The sequence below is a fragment of the Paenibacillus sp. J2R1T-4 genome (assembly GCF_059692235.1).
In genome coordinates this window covers 202,824-220,456 of sequence record NZ_JCAUBA010000004.1, presented here as the reverse complement: position 1 = coordinate 220,456, position 17,633 = coordinate 202,824, and the positions used below count along the sequence as shown (strand labels likewise).

At 48.2% G+C, this 17,633-nt stretch carries 17 protein-coding genes; 3 read left to right on the top strand and 14 right to left on the bottom strand.

Annotated features, from left to right (window positions below):
- Positions 1-74: 74 nt before the first annotated feature.
- On the bottom strand, positions 75-353 hold the full coding sequence (locus AC58QD_RS09935) for a post-transcriptional regulator (RefSeq protein ID WP_497332591.1): 279 nt from the start codon (positions 351-353) through the stop codon (positions 75-77).
- A 161-nt stretch (positions 354-514) separates the two neighbouring features.
- On the opposite strand from AC58QD_RS09935, the gene spoVB reads away from it, so the two are divergent.
- The gene (gene spoVB / locus AC58QD_RS09930; protein WP_497332589.1) at positions 515-2,077 is read left to right on the top strand and encodes a stage V sporulation protein B; all 1,563 of its coding nucleotides are present in this window, start codon (positions 515-517) and stop codon (positions 2,075-2,077) included.
- 24 nt (positions 2,078-2,101) lie between these two features.
- On the opposite strand, the gene AC58QD_RS09925 is transcribed toward spoVB, so the two are convergent.
- Positions 2,102-2,788, bottom strand: coding sequence for a DUF421 domain-containing protein (locus AC58QD_RS09925; RefSeq protein WP_497332587.1), 687 nt, complete (start codon positions 2,786-2,788; stop codon positions 2,102-2,104).
- 203 nt (positions 2,789-2,991) lie between these two features.
- Here AC58QD_RS09925 and AC58QD_RS09920 point away from each other — a divergent pair, with 203 nt between their 5' ends.
- Complete coding sequence (locus AC58QD_RS09920) at positions 2,992-3,378, top strand: TIGR04086 family membrane protein (RefSeq protein WP_497332585.1); 387 nt, start codon at positions 2,992-2,994, stop codon at positions 3,376-3,378.
- Positions 3,379-3,466: 88 nt separating this feature from the next.
- Entirely contained in the window at positions 3,467-4,327 is an 861-nt protein-coding gene (locus tag AC58QD_RS09915) for a phosphatase PAP2 family protein (protein ID WP_497332583.1), read from the top strand.
- 115 nt (positions 4,328-4,442) lie between these two features.
- Here the strand turns inward: AC58QD_RS09915 and yajC are convergent, their stop codons facing one another.
- From yajC to thrC, 12 genes are all read right to left on the bottom strand, one after another.
- A complete protein-coding gene (gene yajC / locus AC58QD_RS09910; protein WP_497332581.1) occupies positions 4,443-4,757 on the bottom strand; it encodes a preprotein translocase subunit YajC in 315 nt (104 codons plus the stop codon).
- 21 nt (positions 4,758-4,778) lie between these two features.
- Entirely contained in the window at positions 4,779-5,912 is a 1,134-nt protein-coding gene (tgt, locus tag AC58QD_RS09905; protein WP_497332579.1) for a tRNA guanosine(34) transglycosylase Tgt, read from the bottom strand.
- 33 nt (positions 5,913-5,945) lie between these two features.
- Positions 5,946-6,977, bottom strand: coding sequence for a tRNA preQ1(34) S-adenosylmethionine ribosyltransferase-isomerase QueA (gene queA / locus AC58QD_RS09900; RefSeq protein ID WP_497332577.1), 1,032 nt, complete (start codon positions 6,975-6,977; stop codon positions 5,946-5,948).
- 10 nt (positions 6,978-6,987) lie between these two features.
- Positions 6,988-9,129, bottom strand: coding sequence for a SpoIID/LytB domain-containing protein (locus AC58QD_RS09895; protein ID WP_497332885.1), 2,142 nt, complete (start codon positions 9,127-9,129; stop codon positions 6,988-6,990).
- Between the two features lie 30 nt (positions 9,130-9,159).
- Positions 9,160-10,200, bottom strand: coding sequence for a Holliday junction branch migration DNA helicase RuvB (gene ruvB, locus AC58QD_RS09890; RefSeq protein WP_497332575.1), 1,041 nt, complete (start codon positions 10,198-10,200; stop codon positions 9,160-9,162).
- 13 nt (positions 10,201-10,213) lie between these two features.
- Positions 10,214-10,855 carry a Holliday junction branch migration protein RuvA gene (gene ruvA, locus AC58QD_RS09885; RefSeq protein ID WP_497332573.1) on the bottom strand — a complete coding sequence of 214 codons (642 nt, stop codon included), beginning with the start codon at positions 10,853-10,855 and terminating at the stop codon, positions 10,214-10,216.
- Positions 10,852-11,355: a crossover junction endodeoxyribonuclease RuvC gene (gene ruvC, locus AC58QD_RS09880; RefSeq protein WP_497332571.1), complete on the bottom strand. Its 504-nt coding sequence runs from the start codon at positions 11,353-11,355 to the stop codon at positions 10,852-10,854. The genes ruvA and ruvC overlap by 4 nt, the downstream gene beginning before the upstream one ends.
- A gap of 179 nt (positions 11,356-11,534) precedes the next feature.
- On the bottom strand, positions 11,535-12,170 hold the full coding sequence (locus AC58QD_RS09875; protein ID WP_497332569.1) for a BofC C-terminal domain-containing protein: 636 nt from the start codon (positions 12,168-12,170) through the stop codon (positions 11,535-11,537).
- Between the two features lie 102 nt (positions 12,171-12,272).
- Positions 12,273-14,585 carry a LysM peptidoglycan-binding domain-containing protein gene (locus AC58QD_RS09870; RefSeq protein WP_497332567.1) on the bottom strand — a complete coding sequence of 771 codons (2,313 nt, stop codon included), beginning with the start codon at positions 14,583-14,585 and terminating at the stop codon, positions 12,273-12,275.
- Between the two features lie 120 nt (positions 14,586-14,705).
- Positions 14,706-15,569 (bottom strand): prephenate dehydratase, encoded by an 864-nt coding sequence (pheA, locus tag AC58QD_RS09865; protein ID WP_497332565.1) that lies wholly within the window; start codon positions 15,567-15,569, stop codon positions 14,706-14,708.
- A complete protein-coding gene (gene thrB / locus AC58QD_RS09860; RefSeq protein ID WP_497332563.1) occupies positions 15,566-16,546 on the bottom strand; it encodes a homoserine kinase in 981 nt (326 codons plus the stop codon). Before thrB ends, pheA begins: the two co-directional genes overlap by 4 nt.
- Positions 16,543-17,613: a threonine synthase gene (gene thrC / locus AC58QD_RS09855; protein WP_497332561.1), complete on the bottom strand. Its 1,071-nt coding sequence runs from the start codon at positions 17,611-17,613 to the stop codon at positions 16,543-16,545. The genes thrB and thrC overlap by 4 nt, the downstream gene beginning before the upstream one ends.
- Between the last annotated feature and the right edge of the window lie 20 nt (positions 17,614-17,633).

The window sequence follows — 17,633 nt, the reverse complement described above, 5'->3', positions numbered from 1 at the left end:
AATTCGAGTCAATTTGTACAATTTCACCATAAATCGAGCCCATCATATCCAACCACAAACAAAAAGCCCATTCCTCAGAATTGGGCTCCTTTATAAACGCTCAGCGTCATCCAGTTCATTAGCGATGTTACTTTCAAGGATAAAATATCGTTGACCATCTTGTGCAGCAGCGGCTCACCCGTCTTGATATATTTATCGCAGACGCAGTTCCATACATCCTGCCCTGTAACTTGATCGTAGCCCAGCATTCGGAATTCCTCAGCCTTACTGACGCATAACTCACGGATCGTGTGGCCCTTCTCGTCATCCAGATTGTATAGAACAACAAGCTCATTGTTACGATCCAACTTCACGAAGCATTCCCCCCTGACCTTCCATCCTAATAGGTATTCGAGAAAAAACTTGTTTTTCCTGCCCTTGATTCTCCTTCCCTGCAAAAAACCTAGCATGAGCTTGGACACCTTTCGCATAGTCATAAGTAAACTAGCTACGGCCATGGAAGGAAGATACAGCCTTGAAGAAACAATCATTTATTAAAGGGACCCTCATTCTGCTCGCAGCAGGTATCGTCAACCGTCTTCTTGGTTTTATTCCCCGAATCACGCTGCCGCGTATCATGGGCGCTGAAGGTGTCGGGCTGTACCAGCTAGGGTATCCGTTCATGATCGTAGTTCTTACTATTATTACTGGCGGGATTCCACTTGCAGTGGCCAAGCTGGTTGCTGAGGCCGAGTCCGAAGGAAATGTCAAACGTATTCGTAACATCATTAAGATATCCCTGACCATCACAGTCGGACTGAGCATCATTTTCACTGTCTTCTGTCTGGTCGCTGCTCCCTGGATCACAACACGGATATTAACTGACCCAAGAGTATATGACACCTTTATTAGTATGAGTCCGATCCTCCCAATCGTGGCTATCTCCGCTGTGCTTCGCGGATATTTTCAAGGGCGGCAGAACATGATCCCTTCCGCTGTTTCCCAGATCGTTGAAACCTTAATGCGAATTGCTGCGATGCTGATCGGTGCGTATCTTATGTTGCCGTATGGGATTGAGAAAGCCGCTGCAGGGGCAATGGCTGGAGTAGTGTTCGGAGAGTTATGCGGAATGGCCGTGCTGTTATATCATCATTTTCGGAATCCAATTCGCTTGCAGGTGAAGAAATTAATCATCACAGCAGGCGAGACGCGTGCCAGCTCGGAGTTGAAACGTATTCTTACGATTTCGATTCCGGTAACTGGAAGTCGGCTTGTAGGCTCGACTTCCTACTTGTTAGAATCCATTCTAATCGCTCAGAGTCTCGCTGTGGCCGGAATCGCAACTGGAGTTGCAACGGCACAATATGGGATTCTCCAAGGTATGGTCATCCCGATTCTTCTGCTCCCTGGAGCACTGACATATTCTCTCGCAGTATCGCTCGTTCCATCTTTGTCAGAAGCGGCAGCCAAAAACGACATTAAGACGATCCATAAGCGGCTGCATCAGTCCCTGCGGCTGTCCTTGGTTACAGGAGCGCCGTTCGCTGTTCTGATGTACATGCTGGCTGAGCCGATATGCTACTATATGTACGGGAATATTGAGGCCGCCCGAATGCTGAAGATGATGGCCCCCGTTGCTCTGTTTATATATTTCCAAGGGCCCTTGCAGGCTACATTGCAGGCATTGGACCGTCCGGGTACGGCTTTGTTCAATACCTTTATAGGGGCTGCAGTAAAGCTCTCGCTTATTGTCTGGTTAGCCTCCAAACCGCAGTGGGGCATTCAGGGTGCCGTTGTGGCAATTAATGCTAATATTATTCTAGTTACGCTCTTGCATTGGAACAGTGTCGTACGTCATGTCAAGTTCCGAATGGACAACATTCATTTTGTGAAAGCCGGGATTGGCATGATCATCATGGCTGCCTGCTGCCACTTAGCCATGTATGTTCAGTGGACCGATCTAACTCTGCTGAAATTCATAACTTCCTGTGTGGCAGGAGGGCTCGTTTATGGAGCCGCAATGATCATGTTCGGTATGGTGAAAAAGGAAGATATGAGCCGGGTGCCATGGCTGAACAAAATCTTCAGAAATCGTTAACCGCTTAACACACACACCTTAACGTCATCTCTTACGCTTTAAGTCGGTATACAATTTCCCTTTATGATCCACTGAGCAGTAGAACACCTCTTTAAAATCCATAATCCCTTTAGCTTGCAGCTGATTTTTCAACCAGAACCTAGTTTTGCCGAGCTTCTCCAGATTCTCATTCTGTACTTTGCCGTCCATGATTAAGGAAACGGGCAAGCCTTCATAGCTGAATTTCACTTCGCCTTGAGCAGCAGGGATGTTTCTCTGATCCTTAGGTTTCTCGAGCACACTTAGTTTCCCGGAAGTTTCCAGAATGGCGAATTCAACATCAGCCACATTGTTTATTTTATTTTCTCTAAGCTGCAATAACAAATCGTCCAACGAGTACCTTTGCTTGCTCATCTCTTCTCGATTCAGCTTTCCGTTCTGAATCATGAAGCTCGGCTGACCATCGAACCATCCGCGGATGGTTTGTGACTTCAAGGAAAGGTAGGCGATCAGAATCTGAATTATCACCAGAGTAAACATAGGAAGTAACCCGTGTGTTAGAGGGAGTGAAGTATCCTCAATAACAAACACCGCAATTTCTGCAATCATAATCGAGATCACCAGATCAAAGACAGACAGCTTGCCGATCTCACGTTTACCCATAATACGCAAAGTTATGAACACGACAAAGTAAATTAACACAGTGCGCAAGAACAGAGTTGAAATGTCCATGGATAGCAACCAAGATTCCCTCCGATCATTTGGATTCAATGGTATTCTGACCATGGTAAACGTTGCTCATACTTATTCGAGATGATCAATAATTGGCAGTTGCATCATGAATGGAAACCCGTTCCCTTGTACTATTTTGGTCAAGCTGCCCATACAATGGGGACATAAGACTAGTACGACTAATTTCGGAGGTGTTCATTAAGATGAATTCATTCACTAAGGTGCCCCGCTTGCGTATTACTTCTCCTCTGCTGTCTGGACTTGTTAATGCTACGATCAGCTTATTCGTCGGTATGATTGTGTTATCTATGATTCTCGCTTGGACGGATCTGAAAGAGCAGTCTCTTTCGACTTGGGTGTATATCATTCACGCCGTTGCTTCTGTTATAGGGGGCATGGCCAGCGGAAAACGTGCTGCAAACAAGGGTTGGTATCACGGTGGTATGGCAGGCATTTTGTATGGGATTATTATTTTATTGGCTGGCTTTCTTGGGTTTGACGCTCATTTTGGCGCACAGACATTAGCTCTGCTGGCGTTATCCTTTGCGTGCGGTGCTCTCGGCGGAATGGTCGGTGTAAATAGGAAATAATACAGCTACAGTCATTTCACTTCTTATGCCCCTATGCTATAATAGTTGAGTTCAGCCGTTCTTATTTCCATTTTTAGGGGGATACACCATGTTTGTCATACACTCGATGACCCAAGTTTCTATATACATTGCCATAACGGTCTATTTATTACTTGTCTTTTCATTAAAAAGAAGCCCGCTTTTACCTTTTCACGCAGCAGGTACGTTTGTCCAAGTATTGTTTACAAATCGTAAATATCTTTTTCATTTCCTAGCTGTCTTAACAGTATTGTTTTTCAACAAACTTGAGCTGTTTATAGAAAGTCAAATGCATAATTTGAATGACTTTACCCAAGAAATTCACAAACTTGAGGGCAATTTCGTAGAAGTGTTCCAGAGAGTATTCGAGAACAGTGCACTGACTTTTTTCCTTAGTTATTTCTATGTGGTCGTTTTTACAGCACTCATGGTAACTTCTATTTTCCTTTATACCTACCAGAAGCAAATGAAGTTATTTAACGCTCTTTGTTATGCCATTATGCTGAACTATATGATTGCTATTCCGTTTTACCTGTTTTTTCCTGTTACCGAGGTTCATGCTTTTACACCAAGTGTCAAATTTCTAATGCTCGACGTGTTCCCTAGCTTTGAGGCAGAATATCGGCCATTGTCAGGATTGGATAATTGTTTTCCAAGCCTCCACACTTCCCTTTCTGTAACATTGGCCATGTTAGCAAGAAAATCGAATAGCCGCTTCTGGAAAATATTCGTACCTATAAGCGCAGCCATTATTATTTTCTCCATCTTCTATCTAGGCATTCACTGGTTAACCGATATGTGCGGAGGATTAGTTCTTGGTTTATTTGCTTCCAAGCTTGCTCTTCGTCTAAGCACAGGCCGCCAATTGTTGAACCAAGTCGGTGTACCCAACAGCTTGAAAATGAAGAAACAACAACGGGATGTTCAGTGAACTAATTTGGATCCTGTTCGATCCATATAGTCCGACGCAACAAACAAGCGTGCAGCCAGGCGGCTGCACGCTTGTTTATTTGTTCTATGTAAGGACTCAAGACCCGACACCCTTCTTACTCGGATACCGGACTTGATTGTACAACTGCATTAATCGCGGAACGATCAAAAGTCAGCTTCGTTACATCATTGACTCGAAGCACGATGATATCGTCGGTAATCTCAACAATCGTACCATGCATACCGCCAATTGTAGTGACCTTATCACCCTTCTTAAGCTGACTCAGCATACTGGTGCGAGTCTTGGATCTCTTTTGTTGAGGACGGATAAGCAAGAAATACAAGACGGCGAACATCAAAATAAACGGCAAAAATGTCGTTAGATAACTCGCAGCACCTGGGCTTTCAGCCGCTTCTGCTAAATACCACATGTTGTTCCCTCCTTTCTTCCATTAAAAACCTTTTGAATTGTCATTCATACCATAGCGCTCGAAGAAGTCATCACGGAAATCCAATAGACGATCTTCCCGTATAGCTTGTCTAACTCCCCGCATCATTTCAAGCAAGAAGTGCAAGTTGTGATACGTTGTCAATCGAATTCCGAACGTCTCATCCGCCTTGATCAAGTGGCGCAAATAAGCTCTTGAATAGTTAGTGCACGTGTAGCAGCTGCAATTCGGATCGAGCGGTCCGTAATCCCGAGCATACTTCGCGTTGCGGATGACTAACCTTCCAGTACTGGTCATGCATGTTCCGTTACGGGCTATTCGAGTAGGGAGTACACAATCGAACATGTCGATCCCGCGAATGGACCCTTCAATTAATGCATCCGGAGAACCGACCCCCATGAGATAGCGGGGCTTCTGCTGCGGAAGCAATGGAACCGTACATTCCAGCATTTCGTACATGAGCGGCTTGGATTCACCAACACTCAGTCCACCAATAGCATACCCCGGGAAATCTATAGAAGTCAACTGTGCAGCGCTTTGCTTACGCAAATCGGTATACATCCCGCCTTGTATGATGGCGAATAAAGCCTGATCATGCGGCCTAGCATGTGCTGCGAGACAGCGCTCAGCCCAACGTGAGGTACGCTCAAGCGACTGCTTCACGTAATCATACTCAGCTGGGTACGGAGGACATTCATCGAATGCCATCATAATATCGGCTCCGAGCGCATTCTGAATCTCAGTTGCTTTCTCAGGTGTCAAGAAGAGCTTGTCTCCGTTCAAATGATTGCGGAAATGTACACCCTCCTCCGTTATTTTGCGAAGCTCACTTAAGCTGAATACTTGAAATCCGCCGCTATCCGTTAAGATTGGGCGATCCCAATTCATGAATTTGTGCAATCCACCCGCTTCCTTAACTACCTCATGTCCCGGGCGAAGAAACAAGTGGTACGTATTACTCAAAATAATATGAGCATCCATCTGTTTGAGCTCTTCCGGACTCATCGTCTTGACCGTAGCTAAGGTGCCGACTGGCATAAAAGCTGGAGTATCGATTACTCCGTGCGGTGTGTGCACCTTTCCTAGTCTGGCGCCTGATTGCTTACACGTTTTAATTGCCTCATATGTTACTGCCATGCTTCCATTCCCTCTCATTCGTTAGTACCAACGTTATTCATAGATGAACATTGCATCTCCAAAGCTGAAGAAACGGTATTCTTGCTCTATCGCATCATGATAAGCTCTCATAACCGCGTCTCTTCCTGCTAATGCGCTCACCAGCATCACCAGTGTAGATTTAGGAAGGTGGAAGTTCGTAAGCAGCGCGTCCACAATCTTAAACTTGTAGCCAGGATATATAAAGATGTCTGACCATCCTTCACAAGGCTCAATAGGAGAATCACCTGCAAGCTGAGCTATCGTTTCCAGTGTTCTGGCCGAAGTCGTCCCGACCGCAATTACTCTGCTGCCTGTTATTCTGGCTTGATTCAATAGATCAGCGGCTTCAGCTTCAATCCTGTAATACTCGGCGTGCATGGCATGTTCTTCTACACGTTCAGCTGAGACCGGACGGAATGTGCCTAACCCTACATGCAACGTTAAATAAGCGATATGGACTCCTTTTGCGCTAATCTGCTGCAAATAGTCAGGAGTAAAATGCAGTCCAGCAGTCGGAGCAGCTGCAGATCCATCATGCTTGGCATAGACAGTCTGGTATCGTTCCTTATCCTCAAGCTGCTCTTTGATGTAGGGAGGCAAAGGCATTTGACCCAATCGGTCCAGAATTTCCTGGAATATGCCAGCATATATGAACCGGATCGTCCGCATCCCCATCTCGCCCACCTCTTCCACTAAGGCAGACAAATCAACTCCAAAGCTTATTTCAGTACCTGCGGGAATTCTTTTCCCTGGACGTACTAATGCTTGCCAACGGTCTCCTTCCAGCTGTTTCAGCAGCAGTACCTCTACCTTAGCCCCAGTATCCGATTTTACTCCGAATAGTCGCGCAGGAATAACCCTCGTATTGTTCAGTACAAGGGTGTCACCTTCCTGCAAGTAATCGATCAATTGTGCAAAGCCTTGATGGGCAATTTCTCCTGTCGCTTTGTTAAGCGTTAGCAGACGAGACGACGTTCTCTCGACTAAAGGAGTTTGAGCTATTAGTCGCTCGGGCAAATCAAAATCAAACCAATTAACATCCATATTCGTATATTCATTCCTTACTTATAGTTACTCCACTGTAATAGTATTGCAGTATATATCGGTAGTCATACCCGGACTCTGCAAGCCCTCTCGCTCCCCATTGGGACATCCCTAGTCCGTGACCGAACCCTTTACCAATAAGGCGATATTGTGGGTCCGCAGTTACTGGTCGAACCGTGCCAGTATGATTAGTCACATAATAGGTGCCTTTAGAAGGTTGAATTGGCTTGGATGTAGATGCGGAATCACCTGTCAAAGCGTACACCGTGCCTTGTGTTCCGTTTAATTGACGCTGCTTTCCGTCTGCACCAAGTACGGTTACTTTGGCCGTCTCTTCAATCTCGAACCTTGTGCTCGGAGCCCCGTTCAACGCCGTGCGATAGTTGTCAGGTCTAGTGAGCGGAATGGCCTTTCCGTTGGCTGTTAATTCGGTAACCCTGCCGGACGGTCCTCTTTTGGATACTTCAAGCGATTGGAGGGGACCTGTGACAGGAGTTGGAATCGTATTGTTGATCGTCTCCAACAGCTTGACGCCAGTAAACGGACCGCGAATCCATGTGAACTCATTAGATTCCAGATCTTGACCGATGATCGTCATCCGATCTCCCTTGTTCACCTTCGTGATGGCTTCATTCTTCACATTATCTACATAAGGCGCAGGACGTATTGCCACTCCTGACTCGTTGGCAACAGCGATCTTGAGACCTGCGGGAGATTTCATTCCGGTATCTGTCGCATAGTCAGAACGGATATACCCGATTGTGCCGTCCGCCAAAACAACTCGGTACCAATCAAGCTCGTTGGCAGCAGCCCCTTCGTCAGGACTGGGCACAGCTGCGATATAATCGACAACCTGTCCCCACACTTCAACGGCGTCTCCAGTCATACCTCCGCCATTGGAGTAATAAAAAGGAGAGATAGGCGCGCCCTTATGAAGAATTAATTCTCCAGCAGTCGCTTGGACGGCAGCAGCAGTAGCATCCCCCTCAACACCCGTCCCATAATAGGCCTGATCAGTAGTTGAATCCGAGATATGAGCAATCTGATACTTCATCCCCTGCTTGATCGCAAAAGTCCGCGCAGCCACGGCTTGTGCTTTTAATGCTTCGGCTGGCCATTTATTATTCATCTCTGTACCGACCACTGAAACGAGATATGCCTCGAATGGAACCTCATTTATTACCGCAAGGCTTCCATTGAACTCGCTTAATTCCATGCTCCCTCTGTACTTTCGCTTACTGCGTTCTTCAACGAGAATGGTGCTGTCCTTTGTAGATACCCATACTTTCTGGCCGGAGTCACTGCCATTAAAGCTGTAATGATCGGCACCACGGGATAGGGTGATTCCAGCCAGTCCAGGCGTGACCTCTTCACGTTTCAGTAAATAGGGTTGAGTACGATCCACTTTCTGAAGTGCAATACCGAGCTTTGCGGCTTGCTGCATCAATACGTCTAGCTGAGTGTCATCAGCAGCGTCACCGACCCACACCGCATATACAGGTACGCCGGCTTGCTCTTGCACCGTCAGGTTAGCCTCGAGTCCATTCTGGAGTAAAGAGTCTAGAATAGGCTTGGCAAGAGCTTCGGTAGCGAATGTACCTGCACTTGCATAATACGAACCGGCTACGGAAGGAACGATCCCTTTCAACAAAACGCCTGTGGAAGCACCGTTTGCAATCCGCTGTGCGGCATCTGACGCAAGCTGCATACTGTTATACATCCCTGCATAGACTCGGTACACGACCTTGCCTTGCTTCAAGGATTTGAACACGTACGGTTTATCCTGTGTTGTCTGCAGTGCCTTGGCAATTGTCTCGGCAAACGTATAGTCTGGCGTCTCTGCCAACATAACTTTATAACGATCCACGCTAGCCCTTACCAGAACACCAGCCGGAGCAGTTACCCATGGATTGATGCCGCCTGGGTGGCGCAAGCCCAATTCCAAACCTTTGTCCGATGATAAGGTAACAGTTGATACAACTGCTTTATAACTTTTCCCATAGTCAATGAATAAAGCAACACGAATCTGATCCAACTTAGGAACAGCTGCATAGCTGGTCGTTGGTATAGCAGGTATCGCTGCTGTAACAGTTAAGCTTAGACCGAGCAGGATCGCGATTGTGTGTCGTTTGTTATTGCGGAATATGCCCATCACTTTCACATCACCCTTCTGCATGTGCTGTCAAATGGCGCTTGAGCCATCTTCGTCAGCGGCTTTGCCATTGCCCGCAGGCATTGGCAGTCCGATGTGTCGATACGCTTGAGGTGTCACCATTCTGCCTCTTGGTGTTCGTTGCAGAAATCCAATCTGCAGTAAATACGGCTCGTACACATCTTCTATAGTCTGACTTTCTTCACCTATCGTGGCCGCAATCGTATCTAGTCCTACAGGGCCTCCGCGGAAGTTAGTCATGATCGCCCGAAGCATCTTATGATCAATCTCATCCAGGCCAAGATCATCGATTCGAATTAATTTAAGCGCAGTCTGCGCAATATCGAGCGTGATAATTCCGTCTCCTCTGACCTGCGCATAGTCCCTTACCCGTTTCAGTAATCGGTTAGCAATTCGAGGCGTCCCGCGCGAACGCTTACCAATTTCAGTAGCTGCTTCTCCGATAATTCCAACATGGAGTATGTCGGAAGTTCGGCTGACGATGTAGCTAAGCTCCTCCACCGTATAGTATTCAAGACGGCTAACTACTCCGAACCGATCCCTGAGAGGAGAGGATAGCAAGCCAGCGCGTGTTGTAGCGCCTATCAGCGTAAAGGGAGGCAAATCTAATCTTACGGACCTTGCGCTGGGACCTTTGCCGATAATAATATCAAGCGCATAATCCTCCATAGCCGGGTATAATACTTCTTCCACTGTCCGATGCAGGCGATGAATCTCATCGATGAATAATACATCGCCTTCTTGCAGATTCGTTAATATAGCAGCTAGATCACCTGGACGTTCAATAGCAGGCCCCGAAGTGGTGCGAATACTTACGCCTAATTCATTAGCAATAATATTAGACAGTGTCGTCTTCCCGAGCCCTGGAGGACCATACAACAGTACATGGTCAAGCGCTTCCTTGCGCATCTTGGCTGCTTCTATGTAAATTTCCAGGTTTTCCTTCGCTTGTGCCTGGCCGATATATTCCGCCAAATACCTTGGTCTCAAGCTTAGCTCCACGATATCGTCTTCCATCATCAGGTTAGCCGATATGATACGGTCGTCCATCACTTTCTTCCTCTCACACCCCGCTATACAGTGCTTGCAGAGCGAGCTTCGTTAATACTTCTGACTTATCTCCGTCTTTCATCTTCTGTTTCACCTTGTTCCATGCACGATCAGCCTCTGCCTCGGAGTATCCTAAAGCAATCAGAGCTTCTTTGGCTTCTGACCATGCCGCCCCGCCTTCACCGATATAAGCGGCTCCTGGGAGTTCATTGCCGAAGATTCCACCCGTCATCGAGATGGCTCCTGCCGGGACTGGAATGGCCCCCAGCTTATCCTTCAGATCGAGAACAATACGCTGCGCGGTCTTCTTCCCGATTCCAGGAAGCTTCATAAGAAACGCCAGGTTCTCCTGTTGAACGGCCGCCACTACAGCCTCTGGCCGGCCAGCAGAAAGAATGCCAAGCGCTACGCGCGGACCAATACCATTGACGTCCAACAATTTGCGAAACAAAGCTTGTTCATCTCTTGTAAGAAAGCCGAATAACAGTATAGCATCCTCTCTTACATGATGGTGAATATACAGGGTTGTCTCTTCTTTGTCCGCCCCCGCTGCATAGGGATTCGGACAAAATACCCGATACCCTACACCGTGAACATCCAGAACGGCGTATTCTGTTTCTCTATGTACTACTTTTCCTCTGAGGAAATCTATCATGGCTTCGAGGCTCCATTCAATTTGTTCTGTAATACGGCAGAGTGCGCATGACATATAGCAATGGCCAAGGCATCAGCAACATCGTCCGGTTTGGGAATGGCCGACAGCTTCAGGAATAGCTTGACCATCTCCTGAACTTGCCTTTTCTCAGCATTCCCATAACCAACAATGGCCTGTTTGACCTGCAGCGGGGTATATTCCGCTATACTAAGTCCGCGTTGAACACCTGCCAATATTAATACACCTCGTGCCTGCGCTACAGTAAAAGCAGTCGTAACATTCTTATTGAAGAACAGCTTCTCGATCGCCATCGCTTCCGGCTTGTAGGTATCAATTAATTGCAAGGCAGATTCATAAACTTCTTTCAGACGAATAGCCGGATCGGTATGAGCCATTGTCTGGATACAACCATATTGAACGGGCACAAGCTTGTGCCCTTGCTTATCAATAACTCCGAAGCCGACAATCGCTATACCCGGATCGATGCCAAGCACCCGCATATATTCACTCCCTAACCCTTCCATCCATCACTTTGTCAGCTATAAAAGCGAACATATGTGTGTTCTCTTTTGCCATTATAGCAAAAAATCGCAAGAAAAAGTATGATTGAACGCAAAAAAACAGACAGATCGTCCACTCTGCCTGTTAAATGTCGGATAGCTGTCAATTGAATAATGCTCTATTGCTCGACTGCAAATTCACTGAAAGTAGACAGAACGCTATTGTACTCTAACATATCCGTCACGCGAATTCCTTGCCGCAGCTCTTCGATTGCTTCCAACTGGAGACTGCTTTCCAGAAATCCCATATTCAGCTGAAAAAAAGTGCGGATCACCTTCTTATCCGATGGGATTCCATCGAATAAAGACAGGTTATCCTCCTTGTCCAATCCAAAATAAGCCGTGTCTTTACATCCAGGAGACAAATCATCAATCTGTTCCATCAGAACTACATTCGTTCCATTCCTCGTCACTACCCATTCCGGGTGTTCAGAATGAATATTTCGAATTTCGGCAGGAGTGAGAACTCCAAGGTGCTCGGTCTCTTCCCCGCAGATGAAAGTGCGAATCGTTGTTACATCAAGCTTGTCCCCAGCCTCACTTAACATGGACAGCACTGCTTCGTCCGGATCTATCTTATTAACTGACATCGAAGCCATTACAGATTGTATATCAGAATTCTGACTTCCACTGCCATACAATGAGAGGCAGATGGCGCAAACACCAACGATAAGCACGACTGAGCCGAGAAAGAGCCATCTTCTATTTATACGAAGACGTTTCTTTAACTGTTTCAATATGCTGGCGAAGTTCATGGGAATCCCTTCCGTCCTAGAATTTTTCTCTAGTTTTCCCAGAAGGCATTCCCCTTATACTTCACATCATCATGTTGCATAGTATGGTAATAGAAAGTACTATTATCCTCTTGTCCAAGGCGAGTTAGATTTCTTTTGTGATTGGGATGAAGAGATTCTGTTTTTTCTAGCAGAGCGGCTGTTGCTGCTCTTTGTACTAGCGTTCACAGGTTGCTGGTCAGATACCGAGATTTTGGCTTTCTTTTCGGTTGCTGCGGCAGCTACTGGAGGATTCTCATGACAGTTGCAATCCTTTTTGACCCAGTCCCCATGACCTGGATGTCCATAGCCATACGGCATCATGTGACCAGGGCCTACCCATCCATACGGAGGAAAACCAGCGGCATAAGGAGAGTAGTAAGGCATGACATGATGCGGGACGTGACCGAACGGCGGGTTGCTGCTATATGGCGACACCATCGGTGCATTATCAAACGGCGGGTTGCTGCTGTACGGCGACACCATCGGCGCATTATCAAACGGCGGGTTGCTGCTGTACGGCGACACCATCGGCGCATTGTCAAACGGCGGGTTGCTGCTGTACGGCGACACCATCGGCGCATTGTCAAACGGCGGGTTACTGCTGTACGGCGACACCATTGGCGCATTGTCAAACGGCGGGTTGCTGCTGTACGGCGACACCATCGGTGCATTGTCAAATGGCGGGTTGCTGCTATACGGCGACACCATCGGCGCATTGTCAAACGGCGGATTGCTGCTGTACGGCGACACCATCGGCGCATTGTCAAACGGCGGATTGCTGCTGTACGGCGACACCATCGGCGCATTGTCAAACGGCGGGTTGCTGCTATACGGCGACACCATCGGCGCATTGTCAAACGGCGGGTTGCTGCTATACGGCGACACCATCGGCGCATTGTCAAACGGCGGGTTGCTGCTATACGGCGACACCATTGGCCAGTTGTCAAACGGCGGGTTGCTGCTATATGGCGACACCATCGGCGCATTGTCAAATGGCGGGTTGCTGCTATACGGCGACACCATCGGCGCATTGTCAAATGGCATATTACTGCTATATGGTGACACCATCGGCGCATTTGGAAAAGGCATATTACTGCTATAAGGCGACACCATCGGCGCATTTGGGAAAGGCATATTACTGCTGGAAGGCGACACCATTGGCGCATTTGGGAAAGGCATATTGCTGCTGGAAGGCGACACCATCGGCGCATTTGGGAAAGGCATATTGCTGCTGGAAGGCGACACCATCGGCGCATTTGGGAAAGGCATATTGCTGCTGGAAGGTGACACCATCGGCGCATTCGGAAAAGGCATATTGCTGCTGGAAGGCGACACCATCGGCGCATTCGGAAAAGGCATACTACTATAAGGCGATACCATTGGCGCATTTGCGGACGGCATGTTGCTGTAAGGCGATACCATTGGCGCATTTGCGGTCGGCATGTTGCTGTAAGGCGATACCATCATAGGACCAACCGGGCCGTTACTGTATGGAGCAAACATTGCATTTTGCGGCTGCCCACTATGTCCCCAACTCGGCATAGCCCCTGCTTCGGTTGCTGGTGTCTGGTATTGCATGAATGGCTCAACAGCTTCGGCAGACCAAGGATTTCCGTGCCCAGTGGACATACCCGCCATTCCAGGTGCGGCTGGGTACGATTGCGGATTTATTGATTTGTTCTCCATTTTTGGAGATGGCATTGGACTAACTGTAGCTTTAGGCTGTGTAACAGGCTTTTCTTTGACTGCTGGAGATACTTGAGCTTTTGGAGCAACAGCAGGCTTTTCAACTGCCTTAGGTGCAACTGATGGTTTCGCCTGCGGCATTTCTTTCATTTTTTCTTTTATTTCTTCTTTTATTTCTTCTTTCACTTCTTCTTTCACTGCTTCTTTCACTGCTTCTTTCGTTTCTGCCTTTACTGGCATTTGCGGGTTTTCAGGAACCTGGACCTGCGGCTTCTCCACAACTTCCGGGAGCTCAACTGGCAAGTTTTCTGCTACAATAAGCGCGGTGCTTACTTTGTTACCGTGTACGGCCGCTTGCATTTGCTGATGCGGTTTGACTTTTGGGATGTAGATGGTATCACCAGTCATAAGTATGTTTGGATTTTTAAGGTGCGGATTGGCATCGATCATTGCTTTTAATGGTACTCCCCAAGCCTTGGACAGCTTCCACAGAGTATCGCCTTGCACCACTGTGTGTTTGTGCGTGATTTCGCCTACCGGGGGGGCAACTGGTGCTGGTGATGTGGGAATGCGAATTTTCATCCCTACATCGATTTTGTCCGGATCAGCGATTTGTTTGTTGAAATCGATCAGTTTTTGCAGCTCAACGTTGTACTTCTTAGCGATTTCGAACATCGTGTCGCCTTTTTTGACAATATGAATTTTCAATGCATAAACCTCCTGCCTCTTCAGAATGACAATACAGTCTATGCACGTTCTGGGCTTTTGACATCCTTTTCTGCAAAAAAAGTAGGCTACCGCACAAAAAACACGGTAGCCTACTGCTCATTAATTATTAATTTCTGTGTAGGTGTAGCTTGGGTAGGAACCCAGCAATCGCACTTGAGCGCCTATAGCTTCAATCTCCGCGAGTGCTGCAGGGAGCAAAACAGAATCCATGGAAGCTTTGATATCAATGTAAAAATAATAATTGCCCAGCATCTTTTTTGTCGGTCTGGACTCAATCTTCGATAGGTTAATACGGCGCCAAGCAAACGCCGAAAGCACCTGATGCAGCCCCCCTGGATAATCTTCAGGCAAGGTTACAAGAATGGTAGTCTTCAGCTCATCAGCAGGCCTTAGATCAGGCTTGTTGCGGCCAATTAAGACGAAACGCGTGTAGTTATTATCGTGATCCGTTATATTCTCTGCTAACAAATCCAATCCATAGAGCTCAGACGAGAGCTTCGTTCCGATCGCAGCGAGCGAGGGGTCATTGGACTGCTGTACAAGTCTTACCCCTTCCGCAGTGCTGCTAACATTCTCAAATGACACATACGGCAGCTCCGCACGCAAAAATTGATGGCATTGGGCAATTGCAACGTCTTTGGATAAGATCTTACTAATGCCGGAATAATCCGTAGACCCTGGAGTTCGACGACCGATCAGGTTCTGTACGGAAGGATAAATCCACTCGGCTTGAATCGGTAGTTCTGCGCCATCAACTAATGTGTCGATATGCAGCTTAACAGATCCTTCTATCGTATTCTCAATCGGAATAACGCTATAATCTGTTTCACCTGATACTGTTGAAGCGTAAGCATCAGAAATTAAGGCAAAGGGCACATATTCTACCTGATGTGCCGAGAAAAAGTAGCGGGTGGACTCCTGGGATACCGTACCCGCAGGTCCTAGAAAAGCGATCCGTTTCACGCTCGAACTTCCCCTTTAATGTTTTGAATAAGCGTACACTTCGGATCGAAGTGTGTCAACACCTCAGCCCCGCTGAGACAAGGCTTGAGCCACAACGTTGCGGCTTCAATCCCTTCGCGCTGCAAGGTGTCGCGCAGGAAGCGCGTAAGCTCAGCCTTGCCTGCGGCCGACAGGCTCGCTGCATCGACGAGCGCCAGCAGCGTCGGACCTGCGCCGCTCAAGGCGACCCCAAGCGCGCCATGCTCCACGGCGCGCTCCAGGATGTCGCTCATCCCCGGGATGAGCGACGCCCTGTAAGGCTGATGCAGCGCGTCCTTCATCGCGTGCTGAATCATGTCGTAGCGGCCGGTGGAGAGCGCCGCTACGAGCAAAGAGACGTGGCCGACGTTGTACACGGCGTCCTTCATGGCCACCGACGTAGGCAGCACATGGCGTGCTTTCTCCGTCGACAGCTGGAACTCCGGGATCGCGACAAGAATTTCGAGCCGACTCTCCGGCTCGATACGAATATGCTCCGCGCGCTCACCATCCCAGAACGCCGCGATCAGGCCGCCGAATAAGGACGCCCCAACGTTATCCGGATGTTTCTCGAGAGCCGAGGCCATCTGGAACAACGTGTAGTCAGTCAGAGGGCGTCCGATCAAGGCGTTCGCCGCTACAAGCGCGCCGACAATCGCGGAGGCGCTGCTGCCTAGTCCGCGCGTGAGCGGAATATCGCTGTACATCGCGATATTCAACTCAGGATGCTCCACGCCTGCTGCGCGGAACACCTGCTGCGCTACCTCATAGACAAGGTTAGACTTGTCCGTCGGTACACCCTTCATTTGATCACCGTGTAGAATGATCGTTGTCTTCTCGACCGCGATGCTCATTTCAATCCATGCATATAAGTTAAGTGCCATACCGAGCGAGTCAAAGCCTGGCCCTAGATTAGCCGTACTGGCCGGTACTTTTACATACACGCTATGCGAGCTCATGCTTGCGCGTCCTCCAGCTTGCGAATCGCCTCCATAACGGCTTCTTCGGAATCCTGGACTACAAGCGGATCTCCGCCTACGGTCTTGATCGCAATGTTAGGGTCCTTCAAGCCATGTCCAGTGAGAACGCAGACAATCTTCTCTCCTCCGCGGAACACGCCTTCCTTCTTCAGCTTCATTACGCCCGCTATGGAAGCCGCTGAGGCTGGCTCGGCGAATACGCCTTCCTTAGCCGCAATAGTGCGGTACGCGTACAGGATCTCCTCATCGGTCACATAGTTGATCTGACCTTCTGACTCCTTGGCCGCGTTCACAGCCAGATCCCAGCTCGCTGGGTTCCCGATCCGGATCGCCGTTGCAACGGTCTCCGGATTCAAGATCGGCTCGCCTTTCACAATCGCCATAGCACCTTCCGCTTCAAAGCCAATCATCTTAGGCAGCGAAGATATGATCCCCTTCGCATGGTATTCTTTGAAGCCTTTCCAATAAGCGGATATGTTACCCGCATTCCCTACTGGAATAGCAAGATAATCAGGAGCTTGACCGAGCTGCTCACATACCTCAAAAGCAGCGGTCTTTTGCCCTTCCAGACGGTAAGGGTTCACCGAGTTCACAAGTGTAATAGGATGCTTGGCCGTAATATCCCTCACAATTTCCAACGCACGGTCGAAGTTTCCTTCGATTGCAATGACCTTGGCTCCATATATAATCGCTTGCGCAAGCTTTCCTAAAGCAATATTGTTGTTCGGAATGAGCACGATACAGTTCAGGTCACCGCGTGCCGCATAAGCGGCTGCAGCTGCTGATGTATTGCCCGTGGAGGCGCACATAATGGTCTTGCTGCCCTCTTCCATGGCTTTGGCAACAGCCATAACCATGCCGCGGTCTTTGAATGATCCAGTAGGGTTCAAACCCTCGTACTTGAAGTAAATGTCCAAATCCAACTCATCGGACAATTTATCCGCGCGAACTAGCGGTGTGTTCCCTTCGTGTAAAGTCAGAAGAGGTGTACGCTCTGTAACAGGCAGAAACTCTTTGTACTTGTGCAGCAATCCCATATATCTCATAGCAGCAGGCTCCTTTTATA

Bases quoted from the DNA above. Each gene is read 5' to 3' on its own strand.
- yajC (WP_497332581.1), bottom strand. From the start codon at position 4,757: ATGTGGTATTTAGCAGAAGCGGCTGAAAGCCCAGGTGCTGCGAGTTAT.
- queA (WP_497332577.1), bottom strand. From the start codon at position 6,977: ATGGATGTTAATTGGTTTGATTTTGATTTGCCCGAGCGACTAATAGCT.
- thrB (WP_497332563.1), bottom strand. From the start codon at position 16,546: ATGAGCTCGCATAGCGTGTATGTAAAAGTACCGGCCAGTACGGCTAAT.
- ruvA (WP_497332573.1), bottom strand. From the start codon at position 10,855: ATGATAGATTTCCTCAGAGGAAAAGTAGTACATAGAGAAACAGAATAC.
- ruvC (WP_497332571.1), bottom strand. From the start codon at position 11,355: ATGCGGGTGCTTGGCATCGATCCGGGTATAGCGATTGTCGGCTTCGGA.
- AC58QD_RS09875 (WP_497332569.1), bottom strand. From the start codon at position 12,170: ATGAACTTCGCCAGCATATTGAAACAGTTAAAGAAACGTCTTCGTATA.
- AC58QD_RS09895 (WP_497332885.1), bottom strand. From the start codon at position 9,129: ATGGGCATATTCCGCAATAACAAACGACACACAATCGCGATCCTGCTC.
- ruvB (WP_497332575.1), bottom strand. From the start codon at position 10,200: ATGGACGACCGTATCATATCGGCTAACCTGATGATGGAAGACGATATC.
- AC58QD_RS09915 (WP_497332583.1), top strand. From the start codon at position 3,467: ATGTTTGTCATACACTCGATGACCCAAGTTTCTATATACATTGCCATA.
- AC58QD_RS09925 (WP_497332587.1), bottom strand. From the start codon at position 2,788: ATGGACATTTCAACTCTGTTCTTGCGCACTGTGTTAATTTACTTTGTC.
- tgt (WP_497332579.1), bottom strand. From the start codon at position 5,912: ATGGCAGTAACATATGAGGCAATTAAAACGTGTAAGCAATCAGGCGCC.
- AC58QD_RS09920 (WP_497332585.1), top strand. From the start codon at position 2,992: ATGAATTCATTCACTAAGGTGCCCCGCTTGCGTATTACTTCTCCTCTG.
- thrC (WP_497332561.1), bottom strand. From the start codon at position 17,613: ATGAGATATATGGGATTGCTGCACAAGTACAAAGAGTTTCTGCCTGTT.